This window comes from Pseudomonas sp. PvP100 (assembly GCF_017833055.1).
GTDB classification, from domain to species: domain Bacteria; phylum Pseudomonadota; class Gammaproteobacteria; order Pseudomonadales; family Pseudomonadaceae; genus Aquipseudomonas; species Aquipseudomonas syringae.
This window is the reverse complement of sequence record NZ_JAFIBO010000001.1, coordinates 4,430,001-4,452,268: the sequence shown is the minus strand read 5'-3', so window position 1 is coordinate 4,452,268 and position 22,268 is coordinate 4,430,001. Positions and strand designations below refer to the sequence as shown.

24 protein-coding genes (1 of these 24 only partly in view) are annotated in these 22,268 nt (G+C 60.0%); 9 read left to right on the top strand and 15 right to left on the bottom strand.

Annotation, left to right across the window (positions count from 1 at the left end):
• Positions 1-22 precede the first annotated feature (22 nt).
• The 3 genes from phoU (at position 23) to JOE39_RS19125 (ending at position 2,974) form a co-directional block, all read left to right on the top strand.
• Positions 23-784 carry a phosphate signaling complex protein PhoU gene (gene phoU / locus JOE39_RS19135; RefSeq protein WP_003340338.1) on the top strand — a complete coding sequence of 254 codons (762 nt, stop codon included), beginning with the start codon at positions 23-25 and terminating at the stop codon, positions 782-784.
• A gap of 204 nt (positions 785-988) precedes the next feature.
• Positions 989-1,879 carry a response regulator gene (locus JOE39_RS19130; protein ID WP_003316095.1) on the top strand — a complete coding sequence of 297 codons (891 nt, stop codon included), beginning with the start codon at positions 989-991 and terminating at the stop codon, positions 1,877-1,879.
• A 192-nt stretch (positions 1,880-2,071) separates the two neighbouring features.
• Entirely contained in the window at positions 2,072-2,974 is a 903-nt protein-coding gene (locus tag JOE39_RS19125) for a M23 family metallopeptidase (protein ID WP_003316096.1), read from the top strand.
• A 60-nt stretch (positions 2,975-3,034) separates the two neighbouring features.
• On the opposite strand, the gene JOE39_RS19120 is transcribed toward JOE39_RS19125, so the two are convergent.
• The 5 genes from JOE39_RS19120 to JOE39_RS19100 form a co-directional block, all read right to left on the bottom strand.
• Positions 3,035-4,375, bottom strand: a complete 1,341-nt coding sequence (locus tag JOE39_RS19120; RefSeq protein ID WP_003316097.1) for a hemolysin family protein — start codon at positions 4,373-4,375, stop codon at positions 3,035-3,037.
• A 99-nt stretch (positions 4,376-4,474) separates the two neighbouring features.
• Positions 4,475-5,761 (bottom strand): phosphate regulon sensor histidine kinase PhoR, encoded by a 1,287-nt coding sequence (gene phoR, locus JOE39_RS19115; RefSeq protein ID WP_003316098.1) that lies wholly within the window; start codon positions 5,759-5,761, stop codon positions 4,475-4,477.
• A 96-nt stretch (positions 5,762-5,857) separates the two neighbouring features.
• Positions 5,858-6,547, bottom strand: a complete 690-nt coding sequence (phoB, locus tag JOE39_RS19110; RefSeq protein WP_002555882.1) for a phosphate regulon transcriptional regulator PhoB — start codon at positions 6,545-6,547, stop codon at positions 5,858-5,860.
• 167 nt (positions 6,548-6,714) lie between these two features.
• Complete coding sequence (gene ubiA, locus JOE39_RS19105; protein WP_122220476.1) at positions 6,715-7,605, bottom strand: 4-hydroxybenzoate octaprenyltransferase; 891 nt, start codon at positions 7,603-7,605, stop codon at positions 6,715-6,717.
• Positions 7,605-8,165, bottom strand: a complete 561-nt coding sequence (locus JOE39_RS19100; protein ID WP_122220477.1) for a chorismate lyase — start codon at positions 8,163-8,165, stop codon at positions 7,605-7,607. Before JOE39_RS19100 ends, ubiA begins: the two co-directional genes overlap by 1 nt.
• 187 nt (positions 8,166-8,352) lie before the next feature.
• Here JOE39_RS19100 and JOE39_RS19095 point away from each other — a divergent pair, with 187 nt between their 5' ends.
• From JOE39_RS19095 to JOE39_RS19075, 5 genes are all read left to right on the top strand, one after another.
• Positions 8,353-8,520: a rubredoxin gene (locus JOE39_RS19095; RefSeq protein ID WP_003316106.1), complete on the top strand. Its 168-nt coding sequence runs from the start codon at positions 8,353-8,355 to the stop codon at positions 8,518-8,520.
• Between the two features lie 63 nt (positions 8,521-8,583).
• Positions 8,584-9,732, top strand: coding sequence for an FAD-dependent oxidoreductase (locus tag JOE39_RS19090; RefSeq protein WP_016569328.1), 1,149 nt, complete (start codon positions 8,584-8,586; stop codon positions 9,730-9,732).
• Positions 9,733-9,923: 191 nt separating this feature from the next.
• The gene (locus tag JOE39_RS19085; RefSeq protein ID WP_003316110.1) at positions 9,924-10,199 is read left to right on the top strand and encodes an HU family DNA-binding protein; all 276 of its coding nucleotides are present in this window, start codon (positions 9,924-9,926) and stop codon (positions 10,197-10,199) included.
• A 247-nt stretch (positions 10,200-10,446) separates the two neighbouring features.
• A complete protein-coding gene (locus JOE39_RS19080; RefSeq protein ID WP_003316111.1) occupies positions 10,447-10,890 on the top strand; it encodes a hypothetical protein in 444 nt (147 codons plus the stop codon).
• Positions 10,891-11,055: 165 nt separating this feature from the next.
• Positions 11,056-11,433: a hypothetical protein gene (locus JOE39_RS19075; RefSeq protein WP_003421390.1), complete on the top strand. Its 378-nt coding sequence runs from the start codon at positions 11,056-11,058 to the stop codon at positions 11,431-11,433.
• Here JOE39_RS19075 and JOE39_RS19070 read toward each other — a convergent pair whose 3' ends face one another.
• The 10 genes from JOE39_RS19070 to JOE39_RS19025 form a co-directional block, all read right to left on the bottom strand.
• Positions 11,434-13,395, bottom strand: a complete 1,962-nt coding sequence (locus JOE39_RS19070) for a DUF4105 domain-containing protein (RefSeq protein ID WP_024665739.1) — start codon at positions 13,393-13,395, stop codon at positions 11,434-11,436.
• Entirely contained in the window at positions 13,392-13,712 is a 321-nt protein-coding gene (locus JOE39_RS19065) for a DUF2388 domain-containing protein (RefSeq protein ID WP_003316115.1), read from the bottom strand. Before JOE39_RS19065 ends, JOE39_RS19070 begins: the two co-directional genes overlap by 4 nt.
• Before the next feature lie 38 nt (positions 13,713-13,750).
• Positions 13,751-14,056, bottom strand: coding sequence for a DUF2388 domain-containing protein (locus JOE39_RS19060; RefSeq protein WP_003401226.1), 306 nt, complete (start codon positions 14,054-14,056; stop codon positions 13,751-13,753).
• A gap of 86 nt (positions 14,057-14,142) precedes the next feature.
• Positions 14,143-14,460 carry a DUF2388 domain-containing protein gene (locus JOE39_RS19055; protein ID WP_003340363.1) on the bottom strand — a complete coding sequence of 106 codons (318 nt, stop codon included), beginning with the start codon at positions 14,458-14,460 and terminating at the stop codon, positions 14,143-14,145.
• A gap of 313 nt (positions 14,461-14,773) precedes the next feature.
• Positions 14,774-14,989, bottom strand: a complete 216-nt coding sequence (locus JOE39_RS19050; RefSeq protein ID WP_003340365.1) for a DUF1127 domain-containing protein — start codon at positions 14,987-14,989, stop codon at positions 14,774-14,776.
• 319 nt (positions 14,990-15,308) lie between these two features.
• On the bottom strand, positions 15,309-16,802 hold the full coding sequence (locus JOE39_RS19045) for an acetyl-CoA hydrolase/transferase family protein (protein ID WP_057444942.1): 1,494 nt from the start codon (positions 16,800-16,802) through the stop codon (positions 15,309-15,311).
• A 179-nt stretch (positions 16,803-16,981) separates the two neighbouring features.
• Positions 16,982-18,436 carry an NAD(P)(+) transhydrogenase (Re/Si-specific) subunit beta gene (locus tag JOE39_RS19040; protein WP_210078451.1) on the bottom strand — a complete coding sequence of 485 codons (1,455 nt, stop codon included), beginning with the start codon at positions 18,434-18,436 and terminating at the stop codon, positions 16,982-16,984.
• Positions 18,433-18,756, bottom strand: a complete 324-nt coding sequence (locus JOE39_RS19035) for an NAD(P) transhydrogenase subunit alpha (RefSeq protein ID WP_002555867.1) — start codon at positions 18,754-18,756, stop codon at positions 18,433-18,435. Before JOE39_RS19035 ends, JOE39_RS19040 begins: the two co-directional genes overlap by 4 nt.
• A 10-nt stretch (positions 18,757-18,766) precedes the next feature.
• On the bottom strand, positions 18,767-19,888 hold the full coding sequence (locus JOE39_RS19030; protein ID WP_057444940.1) for a Re/Si-specific NAD(P)(+) transhydrogenase subunit alpha: 1,122 nt from the start codon (positions 19,886-19,888) through the stop codon (positions 18,767-18,769).
• 404 nt (positions 19,889-20,292) lie between these two features.
• The gene (locus JOE39_RS19025; RefSeq protein ID WP_004403167.1) at positions 20,293-21,216 is read right to left on the bottom strand and encodes a LysR family transcriptional regulator; all 924 of its coding nucleotides are present in this window, start codon (positions 21,214-21,216) and stop codon (positions 20,293-20,295) included.
• Positions 21,217-21,369: 153 nt separating this feature from the next.
• Between JOE39_RS19025 and JOE39_RS19020 the strand changes: the two genes are divergently transcribed.
• On the top strand, positions 21,370-22,268 hold the 5' portion of the coding sequence (locus JOE39_RS19020; protein ID WP_003340378.1) for an acyl-CoA dehydrogenase. 283 nt of this gene lie beyond the right edge of the window; the window shows 899 of its 1,182 coding nt (coding positions 1-899); it begins with the start codon at positions 21,370-21,372; its stop codon lies off the right edge, out of view.

Below are 22,268 nucleotides of genomic sequence, written 5' to 3'. Positions count from 1 at the left end.
GGACGTTCCAAGGACACCCAGCATGATCCACAAAGACAGCCATACGCATCACATTTCCCAACAGTTCAACGCTGAACTCGAAGACGTTCGCAGCCATTTGCTCGAAATGGGTGGCCTGGTCGAGAAGCAGGTGAACGATTCGGTCACGGCGCTGATCGAGGCCGACTCTGGCCTTGCCCAACGTGTTCGCGAAGTCGACGACCGGATCAATCAAATGGAGCGCAGCATTGACGAAGAGTGCCTGCGCATTCTGGCGCGTCGCCAGCCTGCAGCGTCCGACCTGCGCCTGATCATCAGCATTTCCAAGTCGGTGATCGACCTGGAGCGCATTGGTGATGAAGCGACCAAGATCGCGCGCCGTGCCATCAAGCTCTGCGAAGAGGGCGAGGCACCACGCGGTTACGTCGAAGTGCGTCACATCGGCGATCAGGTGCGCAACATGGTGCGTGATGCGCTGGACTCGTTCGCCCGTTTCGACGCCGAGCTGGCCCTGTCGGTTGCGCAGTACGACAAGACCATCGACCGCGAGTACAAGACGGCCCTGCGCGAGCTGGCGACCTACATGATGGAAGATCCACGCTCGATCTCCCGGGTCCTGGACGTCATCTGGGTGCTGCGCTCTCTGGAGCGAATCGGCGACCATGCACGCAACATTTCCGAGCTGGTGATCTACCTGGTGCGCGGGACCGACGTGCGGCACATGGGTCTCAAGCGCATGAAGGAAGAAGTGCAGGGTATATCGAGCGAAACCGCTAATGTTCCGGGCAACGCTGACGATAAGTAAGATTGCCTGCGAGAAAAACGCCCAGCACGCGCTGGGCGTTTTTCGTTGCGCAGATCAGTATTTCCCGTCGCCTGCGGATTAAATGCCGCGGCGCAGTCAATCAATATGGCAGTTGGCTATCAGTCAACGCTATGCTTGCCGAAACAAAGGGCGTGTTGGCATACCGCAGTTCGCCTCCAGGTGAACACGCCCGCAGGAGCGTCGATGAGTAAGGTCAGTGTATTGGTGGTGGATGACGCGACTTTCATTCGCGACTTGGTCAAGAAAGGGCTGCGCAATTATTTCCCCGGGATTCATACCGAGGACGCGGTCAATGGTCGCAAGGCTCAGACGTTGCTGGGCAAAGAGGCGTTCGACCTGATTCTGTGCGACTGGGAAATGCCCGAAATGTCCGGCCTGGAGCTGTTGACATGGTGCCGTGAGCAAGACAATTACCTGAGAACCGTCCCGTTCATCATGGTGACCAGCCGTGGCGACAAGGAGAACGTCGTGCAGGCCATTCAGGCCGGTGTGACCGATTTTGTCGGCAAGCCGTTCACCAATGAACAGCTGCTGACCAAGGTCAAGAAAGCGCTGGCAAAAGTCGGCAAGCTCGACGCCGTCATGTCCACAGCCCCGGCACGCATGAACTCGCCGCTCAATGACTCACTGAGTGCATTGACCGGTGGCAAGGCCGAAGTGGTTCGTGCCGCGCCTGCTGCAGCCGCGGCCGCAGCCCCCAAGCCCGCCCCTGCACCCGTCAGATCGGCACAGCCGACCGGTCGCGGCCAGGGCCAGTTGCGCCTGCCCAACGGCACTCAGTCATGCGTGATCAAGGCCCTCACCCTGAAAGACGCCACACTGGTGATTCGCGTCAGCGAAAACCTGCCACAGGTACTCGACAGCGCGGTGCTGGACCTTGAGCAGGGCGAGGACAACGAGGTTGCACGCCTGAACGGCTATCTGCACTCCGTCGCCGCCTTTGAGCAGAAGCCGGACAGCGAATGGCTGCAAGTGACCTTCCGCTTTGTCGATCACGACGCGCAGAAGCTCGATTACCTGTCGCGTCTGATTGCTCGTGGCACGGCGCAGAAGCACTTCATCCCGGGCGCCTGATACCTGCCTGCGAGCTGAATGGCATGCCCACGCGGGTCAGCCCTTGCGCGGTGTTACTCGACACCGCGTACCGGGCCTCTGGCGTGCCTTCCTTGACGCTTCATTCATGTCCGATTGATACCCTTGCGTCCTCTTCTGCCTGCAAGGCTGCTAGGCTTGGCACCCAGTGCCCTTGAACCCGACCCATCCCCGATGCTTGAACGCCTGCTTATCCTGTTTGCCCTGATGTTGACTGTGCAGTCGGCCGGGGCTGTCACGATTTATAAGTTCACCGATGCCGATGGCGTGGTGTCCTTTTCGGACCGGCCGACGCCCGGCGCATCGGTCATGGTGTTTCGCGACCGCATGGTCGAGCGTATCGACGGCCAGGTGCATTTGAGTGTCAGGCGTGAAAAGGGCGTACACAGCCTGTACGTGCGCAACGATCTGTACGCCCCGGTCGAAGTTGAACTCAAGCTCTCCAGTGTGACCAACGTGCTGGGGGTGTCTGGCTCGTCAGCGACGCTGCGCCGCACGATCCCTGCGCGCAGCAACCAGCGCGTGGTGGTCTTGAGCCCCAAGGTGGGGAGCAAGCCGATGAACTACGCCTCGGTGCTGAGTTCAACCCTGGGTGATCCCAAGGGCTCGGTGCAGGCCTATAAATACCCGCTGCCGTGGATTGGCGGGCCGTTTCGCCTGACTCAGGGACCGAATGGCAGATACAGCCATTACGGCGTCAAGGGGCGCTATGCAATGGACATCGCCATGCCGGAGGGGACGCCGATCATTGCCGCGCGCGGCGGTACGGTGGTGAAGATCGAAAACAGCCAGTCAGGGCGGGGCTCGAATGCGTCAGGCAACTTTGTGCGCATTCTGCACGAGGACGGCACGATGGGCGTCTACCTGCACCTGATGCGCGGCTCAGTGAGTGTCAGGGAAGGTCAACGGGTCAGCGTCGGAACAGCACTGGCGCGGTCGGGCAACACCGGCAACAGCACCGGCCCGCACCTGCACTTCGTCGTGCAGCGCAACTCGGGCAATGAACTGATCTCGATCCCCTACGAATTCGCCACCCCCGTGCAGAGCCTGCCCAACTTCGCCGTCGGCGGGAATTGAGGGGGAGCCATTCATAGCTCCACGCCCTGCGTCCGATCCTGAAAAGGCGGCGCTGATCGGTCAGTCCAGCTTCAGCACCTTGGCCAGGACGATTTTCGGGCCTTTCATCTTTTTGATGATGATGCGCAGGCCTTCGACTTCCAGTTGTTCCTCTTCTTCCGGCACACGCTTGAGCGTGTCGTAGATCAAACCGGCCAGTGTCTCGGCTTCAATGTGATCCAGGTCGATGCCCAGCAGGCGCTCGATCTTGAACAATGGCGTATCACCGCGTACCAGCAGTTTGCCCGGCTGATAGGCAAGAATGCCGCGTTCCACCTTGCGGTGTTCGTCCTGGATGTCGCCCACCAGTACTTCGAGCACGTCTTCCATGGTCAGGTAGCCCACGATCTTGCCGTCGGCTTCTTCCACCACGGCGAAGTGCGCGCCACCCTTGCGGAACTGCTCGAGCAACTGCGACAGCGGCATGTGCCGGGAAACACGTTCCAGCGGGCGGGTCAGCTCGGCGAGGTTGAACGACTCCGGAATATGGTCCAGCGCTGCCAGCTCCAGCAGCAGGTCCTTGATGTGCAGCAGGCCGACGAACTCGCCACGTTCAGCGTCATACAGCGGATAACGGCTGAATTTGTGACGGCGGAACAAGGCAAGGATTTCCTTGAGCGGCGCATTGAAGTCCAGCGACACCATGTCTTCGCGGGAGTTGGCCCAGTCGACCACTTCCAGCTCGCCCATTTCCACCGCCGACGCCAGCACGCGCATGCCCTGATCGCTGGGGTCCTGGCCACGGCTGGAGTGCAGGATCAGTTTCAGTTCGTCGCGGCTGTAGCTGTGTTCATGGTGCGGGCCGGGCTCACCCTGGCCGGCGATGCGCAGAATGGCGTTGGCACTGGCATTGAGCAGGTAGATGGCCGGGTACATCAACCAATAGAAGAAGTACAACGGCGCCGCTGTCCACAGCGACAGCAGCTCCGGCTTGCGGATCGCCCAGGATTTTGGGGCCAGCTCGCCGATCACGATGTGCAGATAGGAAATGATGAAGAAGGCGGTAAAGAACGACACGCCCTTGATCAATTCCGGAGTGTCTACGCCCACCGCTGCGAGCAATGGCTCCAGCAGGTGCGCGAAGGCCGGTTCACCAACCCAGCCCAGGCCCAGAGAGGCGAGGGTGATACCCAACTGGCAGGCCGAAAGGTAGGCATCCAGCTGGCCATGGACCTTGCGCAGAATGTGCCCGCGCCAGCCGTTCTTGTCGGCAATGGCTTCAACCTTGGTCGAGCGCAGTTTGACCATGGCGAACTCTGCCGCAACGAAAAAACCGTTGAGCAGGACCAGGAACAAAGCAAACAGAATCATGCCGAAATCGGCGAAGAGTGAAGACAGGTTAAAGCTAGGGGAAGGGTCCATGATGGGGTTTTGCAGGGTCCGTATTAACAGGAAGAGGGTCGTGTCACGCCAGAGAAGACGCTATGAACCCGGCAATGTAGCGGCTCGAAGCAGGATTGCCTAGTAGTCTGAATCGTCGCTCGCGGGTTTGGACAACTGACCGCTGGCAAAGTGACAGGTAAAAACACTGCCCTTGCCAAGAACACTGTTGATCTCGAGATTGCCGCGATGGCGCAGCAGCACGTGTTTGACGATGGCCAGCCCGAGCCCTGTACCGCCGGTATTGGAGGCGCGGCTGGTATCGACCCGGTAGAAGCGCTCGGTCAGGCGCGGCAGGTGTTTGGTCTCGATGCCGATCCCCGAATCCTGCACGCTCAGGTGCGCGCCCCGTTCGTCGGCCCACCAGCGAACACGGATCACGCCCTCGGCCGGGGTGTATTTGACGGCATTGAAGATCAGGTTGGAAAACGCGCTGCGCAGCTCGCTTTCGCTGCCCTTGAGGCGCATGTTGCTTTCCAGGCTGAGGTGGATCTGCTGGTTTTTGCTGCCCGACAGCGCGTTGGCATCGGCGGTGATGGTCTTGAGCAGGGAATTGACGATCACCGGGTGGTTGTCCGAGGGGTAATCGGTGGCCTCGAGCTTGGCCAGCAACAGCAGGTCATTGAGCAGCGTCTGCATGCGCCCGCCTTGCTGATGCATCTGTTGCAGCGCACGGACCCAGCGTGGATTGACCTCGTCCACGTTATCGAGCAGCGTTTCCAGGTAGCCGAAGATCACCGTGAGCGGCGTGCGCAGCTCGTGAGACACGTTGGCGACGAAGTCTTTGCGCATCTGCTCCAGCTGATGAATGCGCGTCACGTCGCGCACCAGCATCAGATGCTCATTGTTGCCATAACGGGTGATCAGCAACTGAATGCGCAGGCGATCGTTGGTCGGCGACGGGATTTCCAGCGGCTCGCTGTAGTCGCCCAGCGCAAAGTATTCCTTGAAGCGTGGATGCCGCACCAGATTGGTCACGGGCTGCCCGCTGTCTTGCGGCGTCTTCAGACCCAGCAGGGTTTCAGCGGCACGGTTCCACCACTCCAGGTTGCCGTCGCTGTCGAGCATGATCACGGCATCACGCAGCGCGGCGGTGGACTCCTGCACGCGATCAATAACGGCTTGAAGGCGACCACGAACGCGTTGGTCCCGGCGCTGCAGGTGGTAGATGCTGTCGAAGACTTCGCCCCACAGACCGTAACCGTCCGGAGGCGGCTCGTCGGCCTTGTGGCTGCTCAGCCAGTCGTGCAGGCGTAACAGCTGCTTGAGGGTCCAGGCCAGGTACAGTCCCAGCCCGGCGGCCAGGCTCCAGGCATACTGCCCACTGATCAGGCCGACCAACAGGCAGGCGGTGACCAGCAACAACATGTGGCGTATCAGAGTGCCATGCCAATTTTGATTCAATTAGGGGTAAATCCTTGTCTGGTCTGCACTGGCCATTGCCCTGCGTCGACGCAGCGGTTTTCAGCTCTTGGTCGAGAAACGATAGCCCGTGCCGCGCACGGTTTGTACCAGATTTTCATAGGCATCCCCCAAAGCCTTGCGCAGGCGGCGGATGTGAACATCGACGGTGCGTTCTTCGACGTAGACGTTGCCGCCCCACACTTGATCCAGCAACTGACCGCGTGTGTAGGCGCGCTCCTGGTGGGTCATGAAGAACTGCAGCAGACGGTATTCGGTCGGGCCCATTTCGGCGGGTTTGCCGTCGATGGTGACCCGGTGGCTGATCGGGTCGAGCAGCAGGCCGCCGACTTCGATGGGCGCTTCGCCGTCAGTCGGGCCAGCGCGACGCAGCACGGCCTTGAGGCGTGCCACCAGCTCGCGCGGCGAGAAAGGCTTGGTGATGTAATCGTCGGCGCCCACTTCCAGGCCCTGGATCTTGTTGTCCTCTTCGCCCTTGGCGGTGAGCATGATGATCGGGATGTCCCCGGTCAGTTCGTCACGCTTGAGGCGCCGGGCCAGTTCGATGCCGGACGTGCCAGGCAGCATCCAGTCGAGCAGAATCAGGTCAGGCTTGCGGTCCACGATGATCGCGTGGGCCTGCTGAGAGTTTTCGGCTTCAATACAGTCGTATCCAGCCATTTCCAACGCAACGGCGATCATTTCGCGAATTGGCGCTTCGTCGTCAACGATCAGGATGCTCCTGCCAGCCATGCTCGAACCTCTTGTCATTTAACTGTCTTGGAGCGCATTAGATAACGGAATTATTGCAGTCGTGTGACAGGTCTGAATGAGGCTAGCACGCTGACAGGTCGCGGGGGCCCGCAAGCCTCGCGATCCGGAATTTATTTCAGTCGTGCGCAGGCTGGCGGTGGCTGTACTCAGCGCACCGCGTAGTCAGCGACGATGCCCAGGAATATCGCCAGTCCGGCCCAGTGATTGTGCAGAAAGGCCTTGAAGCAGGCGTCTCGCTCGCGCTCACGGGTACTCCAGAATTCCCAAGCGAAGCAGCCCGCCGCTGCCAGCAGGCCGATGTAGAAGCACGCGCCCAGTTCGAAGCGCGCACCGGCCAGCATCAGACAGCCCAGCGCCAGCCCCTGCAGGGTCAGGATGATGACCCGGTCGGCATCGCCGAACAGGACGGCCGTGGATTTCACGCCGATTTTCAGGTCGTCATCGCGATCGACCATGGCGTAGTAGGTGTCGTAGCCCACAGTCCACAGCAAGTTGGCGATGTACAGCAACCAGGCTGCAGCGGGCAGCTCGCCGGTTTCGGCAGTGAAGGCCATCGGCATGCCCCACGAGAACGCAGCACCCAGCACCACTTGCGGGTAATAGGTGTAGCGCTTCATGAACGGATAGCTGGCTGCCAGGGCGAGACCGCCGACCGACAGCCAGATGGTCGCCGCGTTGGTAAACAGCACCAGCACAAAGCTCAGGCCGACCAGCAGCGCAAACAGCACCAGCGCTTCCCGGGAGCTGACTTTGCCGCTGACCAGCGGACGCTGCTCGGTGCGTTTGACGTGGCCGTCCACCTTGCGATCGGCGAAGTCATTGATTACACAGCCTGCCGCCCGCATCAGAAAGACGCCGAGCACAAAAATGAACACGGTCTGCAGCGACGGCGCGCCCTTGCCTGCAATCCAGACCGCCCACAGGGTCGGCCACAGCAACAGGTAGACGCCGATGGGTTTGTCGATGCGTGTCAGCTGGATGAAGTCCCAGGCGCGTGGGCTCAGACGATTGAGGGATTTGAGGAGGGACAGGTACATCAGACGTGGTCCTTGTCGTGGATCGCAGTGCACAGGGCGGGCAGGAAAACTTCGGCGACCAGCACGCTCAATGCGCCTCGATCGAATCGCGAGCGGCGGGCCCACAGCTCGCGCGCTGCGTCGGCAGCGGGCAGCCAGGCCTCGGGGTAATGACACACTTCAAGCGTGCCGCGCACGAACGCCGGATCGCTGAAGAGCAATTCACCCAGCGACCGAGTGCCCAACTCATCCATATTCAGGCCGCCATCCAGCAGCGCGCTGCGGGCGGCGACACTGCGCGCGAACACCCAGTTGTTGCCGTTACCGCGCAGGTACACCTCGCGCACCCAGCCTTCGCCAGCCTCTGGCAGGCCCAGCGCCAGGCACTCGTCAGGGCGCAAGGGCTGCCAGCCTTCAAACTGCGGAAATACGCTGAAACGACCGTCAGACAAACGGTCCAACCGACGAGTAAGGGACTCCTTATTGAACAACCAGTCGAGCATTACCGGGTCCGGCGCGTCGATCAATTGCTCGCGCCCGAGCCAGGCAGGGCCAATGAATGCGGGGGATTGCTGGGTCACGGTAAGCCAGTTCCGGCAGCCAACGAGGCCGCGAGCTTAGCATGATTGCCGGCCTCGACCGACGGTCGGCAGAACGTCGGGTCATAGATCAGACTTGCATCCGCGCCTGCCGATCAGTACAACGCCCTTCAGAAGACGGCAACTGACCGTCGTACGCTATTGAGCCTGATAAACGAGAGAACCTGACATGAAGAAGTGGCAATGCATCGTCTGCGGCCTGATTTATAACGAAGCCGATGGCTGGCCGGATGACGGAATTGCGCCCGGCACCCTTTGGCAGGATGTGCCGGAAGACTGGATGTGCCCGGATTGCGGCGTGGGCAAGATGGACTTTGAAATGATCGAAATCGGTTGATCGCTGCCCGCAAACAAGAGCTGGCAACAACGGGCACCAGGCACAGTGAAATAGGGAAGAACAATGAGCGCACCTGTCGTCATCATCGGCACCGGCCTTGCGGGGTATAACCTCGCTCGAGAGTTTCGCAAGCTGGACGCTGACACGCCGCTGCTATTGATTACGGCCGACGATGGCCGTTCCTACTCCAAGCCGATGCTCTCTACCGGCTTTGGCAAAAACAAGGAAGCCGACGGCCTGAGCATGGCTGAAGCCGGCGCCATGGCCGATCAGCTAAAGGCCGAGGTCCGCACGCATACGCGGATCAGCGGCATTGATCCTGGCCACAAACGCCTGTGGATCGGCGAAGAGGCGGTGTATTACCGTGATCTGGTGCTGGCCTGGGGCGCCGAAACCATTCGTGTACCGGTGGAAGGCGATGCAGGCGACGCGATTTTCCCGATCAACGATCTTCAGGATTACGCTCGTTTCCGCGCGGCTGCGGCGGGCAAGCGTCGGGTGTTGATTCTCGGCGCAGGGCTCATTGGCTGTGAGTTCGCCAACGATCTGATCCTGGGCGGCTATGAAGTGGATCTGGTTGCACCGTGCGAACAGGTCATGCCGACCCTGTTGCCCCCTGAGGCCGCGGCTGCGGTGAAGTCCGGTCTGGAAAGCCTGGGCGCACGTTTCCATCTGGGGCCGGTGCTGACCCGCCTGAACCGCAATGGTGAGGGCCTGCAAGCGCACTTGTCGGACGGGCAGGTGATGGACTGCGATCTGGTGGTGTCAGCCATCGGCCTGCGTCCTCGCATTGAGCTGGCCGCTGCTGCCGGCTTGCAGACCGGGCGCGGCATTCTGGTCGACCGCCTGTTGCAAACCTCCCACGCCAACATCCACGCGCTGGGTGATTGCGCTGAAGTCGATGGCCTGAACCTGCTCTACGTGATGCCATTGATGAGCTGCGCTCGTGCGTTGGCCCAGACGCTGGCCGGAAACCCGACTTCCGTCAAATACGGGCCCATGCCGATCACCGTGAAGACGCCCGCCTGCCCGCTGGTGGTTTCGCCGCCGCCGCGTGGCAGCGATGGCCACTGGAGCGTCGAAGGGCAGGGCGCTGATATCAAGGCGCTGTGTCATGACGCTGACGGCCATCTGCTGGGCTATGCCCTGACCGGCGCTGCGGTTATGGAAAAACTCGCACTCAACAAGGTGCTACCTGCGTTATTGGCGTGATTTCACGTCATTTTGTCGGATTGACCCTGCATTTCTGCCAATAAACCGCATTCATGCACTGGCGCGGGTCAGTTCGGCATGCCATTCTCGACCTCGTCTGCCGCTACGTAGAGCTGTCGCGGCGCCTTGTTGCCGTTTTTTACAAAAGCGGCGCGGGACATAAAAACAAAAAACCGTAAAAGAGGCTTCATATGCGTAAACCAGAAGTTGCAGCCGCCATCGCTGAAAAGGCGGATCTCACCAAAGAACAATCCAATCGCGTTCTCAATGCCATCCTTGAAGAGATTACTGGCGCACTGAACCGCAAGGACAGTGTCACGCTGGTAGGTTTCGGTACTTTTCTGCAACGCCACCGTGGCGCCCGCACTGGCAAGAACCCACAGACCGGGGAGCCGGTTAAAATCAAGGCAAGCAACACGGTCGCCTTCAAACCGGGGAAAGCCCTGAAAGACAGCGTCAATCCTTGACACCCTGTTGTGCGCCTCGGCGCGAGACGCACAACCTACAGGCGGGCACACCAATCGGATTGGGTGCCCGTTTTTCGTTTCTGTCGCATGACGCCGATGCTGCCTCTCGCTTCCTGTGAGAATTGTCCTACTCCATTCCGTGTAATTGCCTTCCAAAGCCCCAGCTTTGCCTGACTTTTTCTTGCTGTTGATTGCCTTAGAGTGCCGCCCCTGCTGCACCCCTTCAATTACTCTTGGGAAATCCAGAATGAAAAAGCCATGGAAGTTTGCTGCTGTTGCGGCTCTGATCGCCACGACCAGCGGTTGTGTGAGCTACAACGTCAGCCAGCCAAGCGCGCCGCTGGAAGGCACGGTCAAAACCGACCTGAAAGCTGACGTCAAGGTTGGCGGCACCATCAGCGGCGAGTCGTCCACCAACGTGCTGTTCAATTTCCTGAGCTTCGGCGGCGATAATCAGTTCGCCGACGGCGTGACCTACGGTGGCGCAAGTGGCGGTGGCGGCCTGGGTCTGGCGTTGCCTGATCCTGTCTCGACGACCAAAGCGGCAGCCGCCTTCAAGGCGGTTAAATCCTCCGGTGCCGATCTGATCGTCGCGCCGCGCTACGAAGTCAGCGTCAAAGACTACTTCATCTTCAAGAAGGTCGATGTAAAGGTCACGGGTAACAAAGGCAGCATCAGCAGCATTCGTTGATGTCAGTGTGATGCTGCTTCCCACGCGGAGCAGCATCCTCTGTTCGGTAACTGTTTTGTGCCGATCTCCCTCGAAATCCTTTCTTGTCCTACAGGTTTTGCGCCGATAACACGCTACACTGCCACGCTGATTCCGAGTCGGAAACCGCGTGTTCAGAGGCCGTGTATGAAATTTCGTTTTCTTTTGTGGATGCTGGGCCTGCTGATGGCCCGCGCCAGTCGTAACAACCCGGCGTTCCAGCAGCAATTGGCTGGCAAAGACCTGACCTTTCAGCTGCAGACCGCCGATGGCAAGGTTGCGCGTCACTTCGTGGTCAACGATCAGCGGATCCGCAGTGCAAGTGGCACGGTTGCAGAGCCGGCCTTTGCCATCGTGTTTCGTGATGCAGCCTTTGGTTTTGATACCCTTCAGGCGAAGAACAAGCAGCTGGCGTTCATGAAGGGCATTCAGGACAAGGATATTCAGATCAAGGGCAACCCGGCCCTGGTGATCTGGTTCCAGGGCCTGGTCAAATATCTCAAACCGAGAAAGAAAACGGCCTGATCACGGCAACTGCAGCCCGCCTGCAGCCTTGTGCAACGCCCTGAGGTGCTCCGACACCTGTTTAAGATTGGCTTCGTTGGCGGCAATCTCTTTGGCACGCTCAGGCTCCAGCAGGGCTCGCACTTCCTTGTCGAGATCGCCGGTCAGGCGCTTGAGCTGTTTCTGGCGCTGACTGCTTTCTGCTTCAAGACGCTGCCATTCACCCGCCTGTGGCAAACCGTACCCGTCGCTGCCCAGCAGCTCGGCAGGCCGGCTGAGGAACCCGCTGCTGGCGAGGATTTCCTGCAGCGTTTTGGTGGCGTTGGAGACTTTGCCGTCTTTCAATTCCCGCGCACCCAGGTAGCTCTGTTTCACTTCGTCCTGAGCCAACAACAGTTGCCTGCGCAGGCTGGCCTGCTCCAGCAGCAGAATCGCAGCGCTGGTGCGCAGATCGGCTTTGCCGAACCACTGGCTGCGCTCACTGGCGGGTAGCGCCATCCAGTCTTCCACGGTGTTCTGTTTGATCGGCAGGTGCTTCTTCAGCACTTCGAACATCGCCTGATAGCGGTCGCGGTAGGAGTCGAACCGATAGCCCAGACGCAGCGCCTCCTTGGGATCGTCCAGTACGCTGGTGTCAGCCAGCCCACGGCCTTCGAGGACTTCAAGCAAACCGTTAGGCAAAATGCTGTCCAGGCCGACGAGCTTGGGGTTGTGCGTACCGGCGCGCAGCAGTTTGAGATTTTCTACGGCGCAGTTGTTCGAGAGGAAGTAATAGTTGCCGTCGTAACTCCAGTGCATCTCGGCGGCGTGCTGCACCAGCCCTTCTATTTCCGGACGCGACAGCTTGATTGGTACCGACGCCAGGCTGCGCAGTTCGGTCTTGGTGTATTCATCGATGACCTGCGCCAGTGGCAGAACGAACAGGCGCGACGGGTAGGCACCCATCAGGCCGTCCCAGCTGGACAGCTGTACGTCGCCAACAAACGCCCGGTACGACAGCACCAGGTGCTGATCGAGGTCCAGTCGGCAATCCGGACCACGCGGGCGGCCGGGTTTGCAGATCACCAGGCGCAACATGCTGTGGCCCCAGCGGCTTGCCCAGTTCTGGTTCGCTTCGGCCAGCAGATAATCCACCGCATAGACCCGCTCCGGGTCCAGCTTGCCCAATGGCTCTCGGCCGAAGTCGCTGCCGGCGTTCAGGTAGGGGTAAAACTTCGGGCATTCGTTATGGGCTGCAGGTGCCCAGCCGAAACGCTCCTTGTAATACGCATACAGGGCAGGGCGACGGCAGGCGTAGGCCGGGTCGAGGAGGAAGTACTCCATGTTCACCGCCACGAATTCCAGCGGGCTGGTGGTTTCGTAGATGTCCGGGCTGCGGGCGACCTGGCCGTTATGTTCCTCGCGGTCGCCGCGACGTCCGACATATTGCTGCCAGCCCGCCAGGTCCAGCAGGCGTGGATCGTCACTCAGGGTGAAGCGTCGCTCGGTCTGGCCGCGGCAGTTGTCAGGCAGGCCGACCTTGCCCAGCGAACTGCTGCGTGAGGTACAGCGAAAAATCGCCGCTCGCTCGCTGGGCGACCACAGGCGGGCGCGGTCGTAGACGTGGGTCAGCTCATGCAGGACAGTGGCAAGCAACTCACGACGCACCGTACCATGTGGCCGGCCCGTCTGGGCCGTGGCTGCCGAGCCGTCCGTCAACGAGGCCAGCAGGTGGCTGTTGAGGTACAGCTGATAGGGACCTGCAGCCTGACCGTAGGCGTTCTGCGGCATGTCAGCGGACCAGTTCACCTCGACGGTGCGGTCCAGTGCTTCGACGAAGCTGGGCGGTAGTGCGTGCAGGGCTTCGTCGAGCAGCGCCTGGCTGGCTTGCTGTTGCGGCGCATCGAGGCCGTCGGTGTGCAGTTCCAGCTTCAGGCTGGCAAAGGCATGCGTACCGACCAGCGACAGCGCGCCAGCAAGCAGCCAGGCGCGAAACCGCCTCACAATGCGAGGATTGCTTCAGCCAGGGTCTGATCGCTTGCACCGCGCGCTTCCGGTACGCGGGTACGCAGCGTGTCGAAAGCAGCATCCAGTTGGGCTCCGTGGATATCACCACCGGTGGCAACGTAACTGGCAGCATCGTCCTTGGCCTGGAGAACGACCTTGGAGTCGCGGATCGATGTGGTGGTGTCGGAAGTGAAATCGATGGTACGGCCGAACGCACGAACGATGATGTTGCTCGTAGCCACAACAGTCTGGGCCTGGGCAAAATCGGCCAGCAATAGCAGGCCAAGGGAAGCAGCAATCAGCGGGGTACGCATGTAGTGACGTCTCCAGTTACGCGAAGAGGGGAAAGTGGCTATTGGACGAGGATTGCCTGCGCCAGTTCAAGGTCGCTGGCATGAAGTTTTGCATCTGCCTGACGCAGGGCATGCAGCGCTGACTCAAGCCGGGCGCCACGCATTTCTCCGCCGCTGGCGATGAATGCAGCAGCATCGTCACGGGCAGCCATGATCAGTTTGTTATCGAACGGTCCTGTCGAGACCTGACTGGTGGCATAGCCGGTCTTGACCAGGCCTTGCGTGGTCGTATCGAACGCTTGAACCTGACTGACGTACATCAGGCTGGCAAAGGGAGCGATATACAGAAGGTGCACTAGACGCATGACTTTCACGAACCGGCAAAACAGGCTCCAAGGCTAGCGCAATGCGCGGGCCAGAGCTACCCCGGCACGTAGCCGGGGCGCAGCGGTCAGATGGCCAGAATGGCCTGAGCCAGTTGGCTATCGCTGGCTTGCAGTTCAGGCAAAACCTGGCGGATGTGCTGCAACGCGCCTTCAAGGCGAGCGCTGCGGATGTCGCCGGAGCTGGCCACGAAGCTGGCGGCATCGTCACGGGCGGCAAGAACGATCTTGTCGTCTTTCAGAGAAGAAGAAACGTTGGAGGTCGCGCGCGTCGCTGCATTGACGGCATCGACCACTGCGTCGGTGGTGACAATGAAGCTGGAGGCGTTTGCACCGGCTGCGGCGGTCAACAGAAAGACAGCGCCAAGGTTACGTAGCAGAGACATGATCGAATTCCGTTTTGGACAAGTGGGCACAGACTGCCTGCGAAGCCGAAGGGCTGAGGTAGAGCGCTAGACTATCCCACCGATGCTGCAGTTGTCATGAAGGTCGACGGCTTCGGCTTACACAGTTTGCAATATTTGGTAACTGTACCTGCCATAATTTTAGATTACTCAATCTGTACTGCTTTCGCACACCCCCTCTGAATCCGCCCCGTGAAATGACAAAACCCGTCTCAGTTGCCTGAGACGGGTCTTGTATGAAGCAATTCGGGTTGCTGGCAGGAGACCTGACGGTCAAGGACCAGCGGGCGCATGTTTAGCGCCAGAACGGCTTGCTCAGCTCTTCGTAACGCTGGGATTCGCTGATACCGGCGTCAGCCAGCAGACGTGCATCCAGACGGGCCAGCTGGTGGCGGCTGGACAAGCGACGCTGCCAGAGCATCAGATTGGCGAACGCGCGCAGAGGCAGAGAAGTTTTTGCGGTGTTAACGGTGCTTTCGCTGAAAAGATCGGAACTGATTGTACGTTCCATGGTGTGACTTCCTTCCGCTTGTGGCGGGATAAGTGAGTTGCTTGACTGGTGCCCATTTTCCTCGTGCGCGTCCAGCTTCCATAGACACAGTTCACCTGTATTGTGAGGGTTCAGTTAACTGTGATTAGGCACTGTTTTGTTCATAAATGGGGCAACTGTACCGGTCTGCACTGTATGAGTGCGTTTTGTGATCGATTGTGGTGATTTTAGTGTTTTAAGGCACTTTTATGACCGGTACAGCAGTACAGTTTTTCGATAAGCCCTTGGGTGCCAGCTGGGGTGAATCAGGAAAGCGCTTGCTCACTTGCAACTGTCCTGTTCAAGCCGGCAGCATGCGTCCGGTCTCTTCCAGGTTGATGTGCCAACTCAGTGCTTCGCGCAGGATGTGCGGGGTATGCCCGCCCACGGCGCAAGCGGCATTGAAATAGGCGTTCAGCGCGCCGCGATAATCCGGATGCACGCAGTTATCGATGATCACTCTGGCGCGTTCGCGAGGCGCCAGACCGCGCAGGTCCGCCAGGCCCTGTTCGGTGACCAGGATGTCGACGTCGTGTTCGGTGTGGTCGACGTGGCTGACCATGGGCACAACGCTGGATATCGCGCCACCTTTGGCGATCGATTTGGTGACGAAGATCGCCAGGTGCGCGTTGCGCGAGAAGTCTCCGGAACCGCCAATGCCGTTCATCATGCGTGTACCGCAGATGTGGGTGGAGTTCACATTGCCGTACAGGTCGAACTCCAGCGCAGTATTGATCCCGATGATGCCAAGGCGACGGATTACCTCGGGGTGGTTGGAGATTTCCTGGGGGCGCAATACCAGCCTGGACTTGTAACGATTGAAGTCGGCAAACACCTCGGCGTGCTTGGCCGCCGACAAGGTCATGGAACTGCCCGAGGCAAAAGTCAGTTTGCCTGCGTCGAACAGGTCAAATGTCGAGTCCTGCAGCACCTCGGAGTACATTGTCAGGTCCGTGAAGGGCGACGCGAGCAGGCCGTGCATCACGGCGTTGGCAATGTTGCCGATCCCGGCCTGCAATGGCATCAGCTTGTCGGTCAGCCGGTCTTCGCGCACTTCTTTCATGAAGAACTCCACCAGATGATTGGCGATGGCCTGCGTGTCCGCGTCAGGTGGTGTGACCGTGGAGGGCGAGTCAGGCTGGTTGCTGATGACAATGCCGACTATTTTTGCCGGGTCGATCTTCACCGCGTGGCTGCCGATGCGCGAATCTGCCTCCAGGACCGGAATCGGCAGGCGTGTCGGTCTGTAGCTGGGTATATAGATGTCGTGCAGGCCTTCCAGCTCCAGTGGCTGGGACAGGTTGATTTCCACGATGACCTGTTTGGCCAGGATGGCGAAGCTGGCCGAGTTGCCCACGGAGGTGCTCAGCACCAGATGGCCCTCTTCGGTGATCGCCACGCATTCGATCACGGCGAGGTCCACAGCCTTGATCTGTCGATTGCGCAGCAGCTCGACGGTGTCGGACAAATGCTGATCGATGAACATCACCGTGCCATTGTTGATCGCCTTGCGCAGCGTGCTGTCGACCTGAAAGGGCATGCGCCGGGACAGTACGCCGGACTCGGTCAGTTGCTTGTCCAGGTCATTGCCCAGACTGGCGCCGGTCATCAGGCTGATTTTCAGCGGCGTCACTTTGGCGCGCTCGGCCAGCGCGTGGGGTACGGCCTTGGCTTCGCCTGCACGGGTGAAGCCACTCATGCCGACGGTCATGCCGTCTTCAATCAAGGCGGCAGCGTCGGCTGCGCTCATAACCTTGCTCATCAGGGAGGGCCGGCGGATACGGTCACGGTACATGGGTCTGTCTCGTAGATAGAAGCGAACGACAAGTCTAGAGCCTTGGTCGAACTTCGTCCTGCTACCAAGGTCGCATTTGACCGCTCTAATTAGCGGGTTCCAGCGCAAAACACTGTTACGCGGAATGTAAAAAGCCCCGGTCGCCAAGCGATCCGGGGCTTCAATGGCACGGGGTCAGGCTAGGCGTTTTCGACGGCCTTCACCATGTCCTCGATCACCTTTTTGGCGTCTCCGAAGACCATCATGGTTTTATCCAGATAGAACAATTCGTTATCCAGGCCTGCGTAACCACTGGCCATCGAGCGTTTGTTGACGATGATGGTCTTGGCCTTGAACGCCTCCAGAATGGGCATCCCGGCGATAGGGGATTTCGGATCGTTCTTGGCGGCCGGGTTGACCACGTCGTTGGCACCGAGCACCAGCACCACATCGGCCTGACCGAATTCGGAGTTGATGTCGTCCATCTCGAACACCTGGTCGTAAGGCACTTCGGCTTCGGCCAGGAGCACGTTCATGTGCCCGGGCATGCGTCCGGCCACCGGGTGAATGGCGTACTTCACGGTGACGCCGTGGTGGACGAGCTTCTCGGTCAGCTCCTTGAGCGCATGCTGCGCACGAGCCACTGCCAGGCCGTAGCCGGGCACGATGATCACGGTGTCGGCGTTGGTCAGCAAAAAGGTCGCGTCCTCTGCCGAGCCGGATTTCACCGGGCGTGCTTCGCGTGCGCCTGCAGGGCCTGCCGAGTCCGTTGCGCCGCCAAAGCCACCGCCGATCACGTTGAAGAACGAGCGGTTCATCGCCTTGCACATGATGTAAGAGAGGATCGCGCCCGAGGAGCCCACCAGTGAGCCCGCGATGATCAGCATCGAGTTGTTCAGCGAAAAGCCGATGCCGGCCGCTGCCCAGCCTGAATAGCTGTTGAGCATCGAGACCACTACCGGCATGTCGGCCCCGCCAATCGGGATGATCAGCAACACACCGATGACGAAGGCCAGCGCCAGCATGATTGCAAAGGCAGTGAGGCTGCCGGTGAACATGAAGGTCAGGCCGAAGAACAGTGTGGCCAGGCCAAGGACCAGATTGAGCGTGTGCTGGCCGGCAAACTGTACTGGTGCGCCTTGAAAGAGGCGAAATTTGTACTTGCCCGAGAGTTTGCCGAAAGCGATGACCGAACCCGAGAAGGTGATCGCCCCGATGGCGGCCCCGAGGAACAGCTCCAGACGGTTGCCGGCCGGAATCGCATCGCCCAGATTGCGAACGATGCCCAGTGATTGAGGCTCGACGACCGCCGCGATAGCGATGAACACTGCCGCCAGGCCGATCATGCTGTGCATGAACGCCACCAGCTCCGGCATTTTGGTCATTTCGACGCGCTTGGCCATGATCGAGCCGGCGGTTCCGCCCACCAGCAGGCCGACCACGATGTAGCCGATGCCTGCGCTGGTCCCTTCAGCGGTAGACAGCGCCGCGAGCTTGAACACCAGACCGATTGTGGTGATGACCGCCAGGCCCATGCCGAGCATGCCGAACAAGTTGCCACGGCGCGAGGTGGTCGGGTGCGACAAGCCTTTGAGTGCCTGGATGAAGCAGATCGATGCGACCAGGTACAGCAGGGTAACCAGATTCATGCTCATGACTTGGGCGCCTCATCCTTTGCCTTGGGGGCCTTTTTCCTGAACATTTCCAGCATCCGCCGAGTGACCAGAAACCCGCCAAACACGTTCACGGCCGCCAGTGCGACCGCCAGCGTGCCCATAGTCTTGCCCAGCGGGGTGACCGTGAGCGCGGCGGCGAGCATGGCGCCGACGATGACGATGGCGGAGATGGCATTGGTGACCGCCATGAGCGGCGTGTGCAGCGCAGGCGTGACATTCCAGACCACGTGGTAGCCGACATAAATCGCCAGTACGAAAATGATCAGGTTGTAGACGCCGGGGGAAATCAGCTCTTCCATTGGTGTGTCCTCAGCCGTTCTTGCGGACAACTTGCCCGTCGCGGCACATCAGGCATGCGGCGACGATGTCGTCTTCGAGGTTGATCGAGAATGTGCCGTCCTTGTCGAACAGCAGCTTCATGAAGTCCAGCAGGTTGCGGGCGTAGAGCGCCGATGCATCGGCGGCGACCAGAGCGGGCAGGTTGGTGTGGCCGACGATCGTCACGCCGTGCTCGACAACCACTTGATCGGCAACGGTCAGCGGGCAGTTGCCGCCCTGTGCAGCGGCCAGGTCGATCACCACCGAGCCGGGCTTCATCTGCGCCACGGTTTCTGCGCCGAGGAGCACCGGGGCTTTGCGGCCGGGAATGAGCGCGGTGGTGATGACGATGTCCGACAGTTTCGCACGCTCATGCACAGCGGCGGCCTGGCGTTGCATCCAGCTGGCCGGCATGGGGCGTGCGTAGCCGCCAACGCCTTCGGCGCATTCACGCTCTTCGTCGGTCTCGTAGGGCACATCGATGAATTTCGCGCCCAGCGACTCGATCTGCTCCTTCACTGCCGGACGCACATCCGAGGCTTCCACCACTGCGCCCAGCCTTTTGGCGGTGGCAATGGCCTGCAGACCGGCAACGCCGGCGCCCAGGATCAGCACCCGGGCGGCTTTGACGGTACCGGCGGCGGTCATCAGCATGGGCATGAAGCGCGGGTAGTGATGCGCGGCGAGCAGTACTGCCTTATAGCCCGCAATGTTGGCTTGCGAAGACAGCACATCAAGGCTTTGCGCCCGGGATGTGCGCGGCGCGGCTTCCAGGGCGAACGCGGTAATGCCACGTGCAGCCATTTTGCCGATCAGTTCGTTGTTGAAGGGGTTGAGCATGCCGACGACGACCGAGCCACTCTTGATCAGGCTCAGCGCCTCATCGTCAGGTGCGACGACCTTGAGAATCAGTTCGGCCGCATAGGTCTCGTTGGTGTCACCGATCACTGCGCCGGCAGCCTCGTAATCGCTGTCCGGAACGCTGGCATGAAGGCCCGCGCCGCTTTGCACCGTAACCCGGTGACCCTGGCTGATCAGCTTTTTGATGGTTTCCGGGGTAGCAGCTACCCGGGTTTCGCCCGCTTGTGTTTCGAGAGGAACGCCAATGTGCACGACAAATCTCCTGCGCGATTTTTTATCGTTCGTATGTAGGCCAGTGCACTACGGCTGGTGCGTCTGGCTTGGCCAATCAGCACCCCCTTTGCAGCAGGGGCGGGGCATTTTGCAGGCGAAGTTTGCGGGCTTCAATACATTCTGTAACGAAACTATAAATGAACTACAAGTCACACTGTGACCTATTGTCGCACTGATCTGGCGAGGACCTTTATCTGTAAGGCTTGTGGCGCTATTCCTCACAAAAGACAGGTGATAGAAAATTTCTAGCGGAAAACCGGGCAAAGCGGCGAATAGGCCTAAAGACCTTATGAATAAAGGGTTATGCCGGTTTTTTTTGTGATCAGCGAGAAGTTGCTTCATGGCGACATAAGGTTATATCTGTAGGTTATTTCAGATATGTACTACCTGATAGCGGGTTCAGGCGTTTCCTGGGGCAACTGATAGGCGCAGGCCTGTCCCACCAGCCAGTCACGAAACGCAGTCAGCGATGCCGATTCCACTTTGCGCTCCGGAATCATCAGGTGATAGGCCTTGCTGCCGGGCAGTGAGCGAGGGTTTGCGATCACCAGACGCTTTTCCTGCAGTTCGCGTTGAATGAGGAAGGGGGGAATCAGAGCAACGCCCATGTCGTGCATGGCCGCCTGCGCCAGCATGGAGAACAGTTCGTAGCGCGGGCCGGTCATATCGCGCGCGACATCCAGATCCTGCGCATTGAACCATTGGCGCCAGGCGTAGGGCCGGGTGGTCTGTTGCAGCAGCGGCAGTTCGGCCAGCTCGCGTGCCGTCAGGCTGTCGCGACCTTCAAGGAAAGAGGGGCTGCAGACCGGCATGGAGTTTTCGCCCATCAGCCGATGCGACTGGGTGCCGGACCAGTCGGCATCGCCAAAATAGATGGCGGCGTCGAAGTCGGTGTCGGCAAACAGGAACGGGCGGGTGCGGTTGGTCAGGTGGACCGTGACGTCGGGGTGCTTGTGCTGGAAGTCCTTCAGGCGCGGCAGCAGCCATTGAGTGCCGAAGGTCGGCACCACGGCGAGTTCGATGGCGTTGGCACCTTGCTGGCCCATGACCGACAGTGTGTCGCGCTCGACCGCGTCCAGTTGCTGGGACACACGACGACTATAGGACAGCCCGGCTTCCGTAAGCTTTACGCCCCTGCGCGAACGCCGGAACAGCTCAACGCCGAGAAACTCTTCCAGTCCGCCGATTTGCCGACACACAGCGCCTTGCGTGAGGGAGAGCTCATTAGCGGCCTTGGTGAAGCTCTCGTGACGGGCGGCTGCCTCGAAGCTGACCAGTGCAGTAGTGCTGGGTATCTTGCGTCTCATGTACTTTCTTCTCACTGAAATTTTTGTTTTAGAGCGCAGTTATGTGTCACGGAGTGAGAAATTAGCACACGTGCTTGATAAAACCTCGTTTGTCGCTGGCATAGGCCAGGACTAGGATCGCTGCAGGATTTCATCTGAACGCGAGGAACTGGCATGAGCGGTAAGGCAAGCTTTAACTGGATTGATCCCTTGTTGCTGGATCAACAGCTCACTGAAGAAGAGCGCATGGTCCGCGACACGGCCGAGCAGTTCGCCCAGAGCAAGCTCGCCCCGCGCGTGCTGGAAGCGTTCCGTCACGAGAAAACCGACCCGGCTATCTTTCGCGAGATGGGCGAGGTGGGGCTGCTGGGCGCGACCATCCCGGAAGAGTTCGGCGGCAGCGGCCTGAATTACGTGTGTTATGGGCTGATCGCGCGTGAAGTCGAGCGCATTGATTCGGGCTACCGTTCGATGATGAGTGTGCAGTCCTCGCTGGTCATGGTACCGATCAACGAGTTCGGTACGCAGGCCCAGAAAGAGAAGTACCTGCCCAAACTGGCTTCGGGCGAGTGGATCGGCTGCTTCGGCCTGACCGAGCCCGATCATGGGTCCGACCCCGGAGCGATGATCACCCGTGCCCGGAGCGTCGAGGGTGGTTACCGCTTGAGCGGCAGCAAGATGTGGATCACCAACAGCCCGATCGCCGATGTGTTTGTGGTGTGGGCCAAGGACGATGCCGGTGATATTCGCGGTTTCGTTCTCGAAAAAGGCTGGGCAGGCCTGAGCGCTCCGGCCATACACGGCAAGGTCGGTTTGCGCGCATCGATCACTGGCGAGATCGTCATGGATAACGTGTTCGTGCCCGAAGAGAACATCTTTCCCGATGTGCGCGGTCTGAAGGGGCCGTTCACCTGCCTCAACTCGGCACGATACGGCATCTCCTGGGGCGCGCTGGGTGCCGCAGAGTTCTGCTGGCACACCGCGCGGCAATACACCCTGGATCGCCAGCAATTCGGGCGTCCTTTGGCGGCCAATCAGCTGATCCAGAAGAAGCTGGCAGACATGCAGACCGA

Bases quoted from the DNA above. Each gene is read 5' to 3' on its own strand.
- phoU (WP_003340338.1), top strand. From the start codon at position 23: ATGATCCACAAAGACAGCCATACGCATCACATTTCCCAACAGTTCAAC.
- JOE39_RS19130 (WP_003316095.1), top strand. From the start codon at position 989: ATGAGTAAGGTCAGTGTATTGGTGGTGGATGACGCGACTTTCATTCGC.
- JOE39_RS19125 (WP_003316096.1), top strand. From the start codon at position 2,072: ATGCTTGAACGCCTGCTTATCCTGTTTGCCCTGATGTTGACTGTGCAG.
- JOE39_RS19120 (WP_003316097.1), bottom strand. From the start codon at position 4,375: ATGGACCCTTCCCCTAGCTTTAACCTGTCTTCACTCTTCGCCGATTTC.
- phoR (WP_003316098.1), bottom strand. From the start codon at position 5,761: ATGTTGTTGCTGGTCACCGCCTGCCTGTTGGTCGGCCTGATCAGTGGG.
- phoB (WP_002555882.1), bottom strand. From the start codon at position 6,547: ATGGCTGGCAGGAGCATCCTGATCGTTGACGACGAAGCGCCAATTCGC.
- ubiA (WP_122220476.1), bottom strand. From the start codon at position 7,605: ATGTACCTGTCCCTCCTCAAATCCCTCAATCGTCTGAGCCCACGCGCC.
- JOE39_RS19095 (WP_003316106.1), top strand. From the start codon at position 8,353: ATGAAGAAGTGGCAATGCATCGTCTGCGGCCTGATTTATAACGAAGCC.
- JOE39_RS19090 (WP_016569328.1), top strand. From the start codon at position 8,584: ATGAGCGCACCTGTCGTCATCATCGGCACCGGCCTTGCGGGGTATAAC.
- JOE39_RS19085 (WP_003316110.1), top strand. From the start codon at position 9,924: ATGCGTAAACCAGAAGTTGCAGCCGCCATCGCTGAAAAGGCGGATCTC.
- JOE39_RS19080 (WP_003316111.1), top strand. From the start codon at position 10,447: ATGAAAAAGCCATGGAAGTTTGCTGCTGTTGCGGCTCTGATCGCCACG.
- JOE39_RS19075 (WP_003421390.1), top strand. From the start codon at position 11,056: ATGAAATTTCGTTTTCTTTTGTGGATGCTGGGCCTGCTGATGGCCCGC.
- JOE39_RS19065 (WP_003316115.1), bottom strand. From the start codon at position 13,712: ATGCGTACCCCGCTGATTGCTGCTTCCCTTGGCCTGCTATTGCTGGCC.
- JOE39_RS19060 (WP_003401226.1), bottom strand. From the start codon at position 14,056: ATGCGTCTAGTGCACCTTCTGTATATCGCTCCCTTTGCCAGCCTGATG.
- JOE39_RS19055 (WP_003340363.1), bottom strand. From the start codon at position 14,460: ATGTCTCTGCTACGTAACCTTGGCGCTGTCTTTCTGTTGACCGCCGCA.
- JOE39_RS19050 (WP_003340365.1), bottom strand. From the start codon at position 14,989: ATGGAACGTACAATCAGTTCCGATCTTTTCAGCGAAAGCACCGTTAAC.
- JOE39_RS19045 (WP_057444942.1), bottom strand. From the start codon at position 16,802: ATGTACCGTGACCGTATCCGCCGGCCCTCCCTGATGAGCAAGGTTATG.
- JOE39_RS19040 (WP_210078451.1), bottom strand. From the start codon at position 18,436: ATGAGCATGAATCTGGTTACCCTGCTGTACCTGGTCGCATCGATCTGC.
- JOE39_RS19035 (WP_002555867.1), bottom strand. From the start codon at position 18,756: ATGGAAGAGCTGATTTCCCCCGGCGTCTACAACCTGATCATTTTCGTA.
- JOE39_RS19025 (WP_004403167.1), bottom strand. From the start codon at position 21,216: ATGAGACGCAAGATACCCAGCACTACTGCACTGGTCAGCTTCGAGGCA.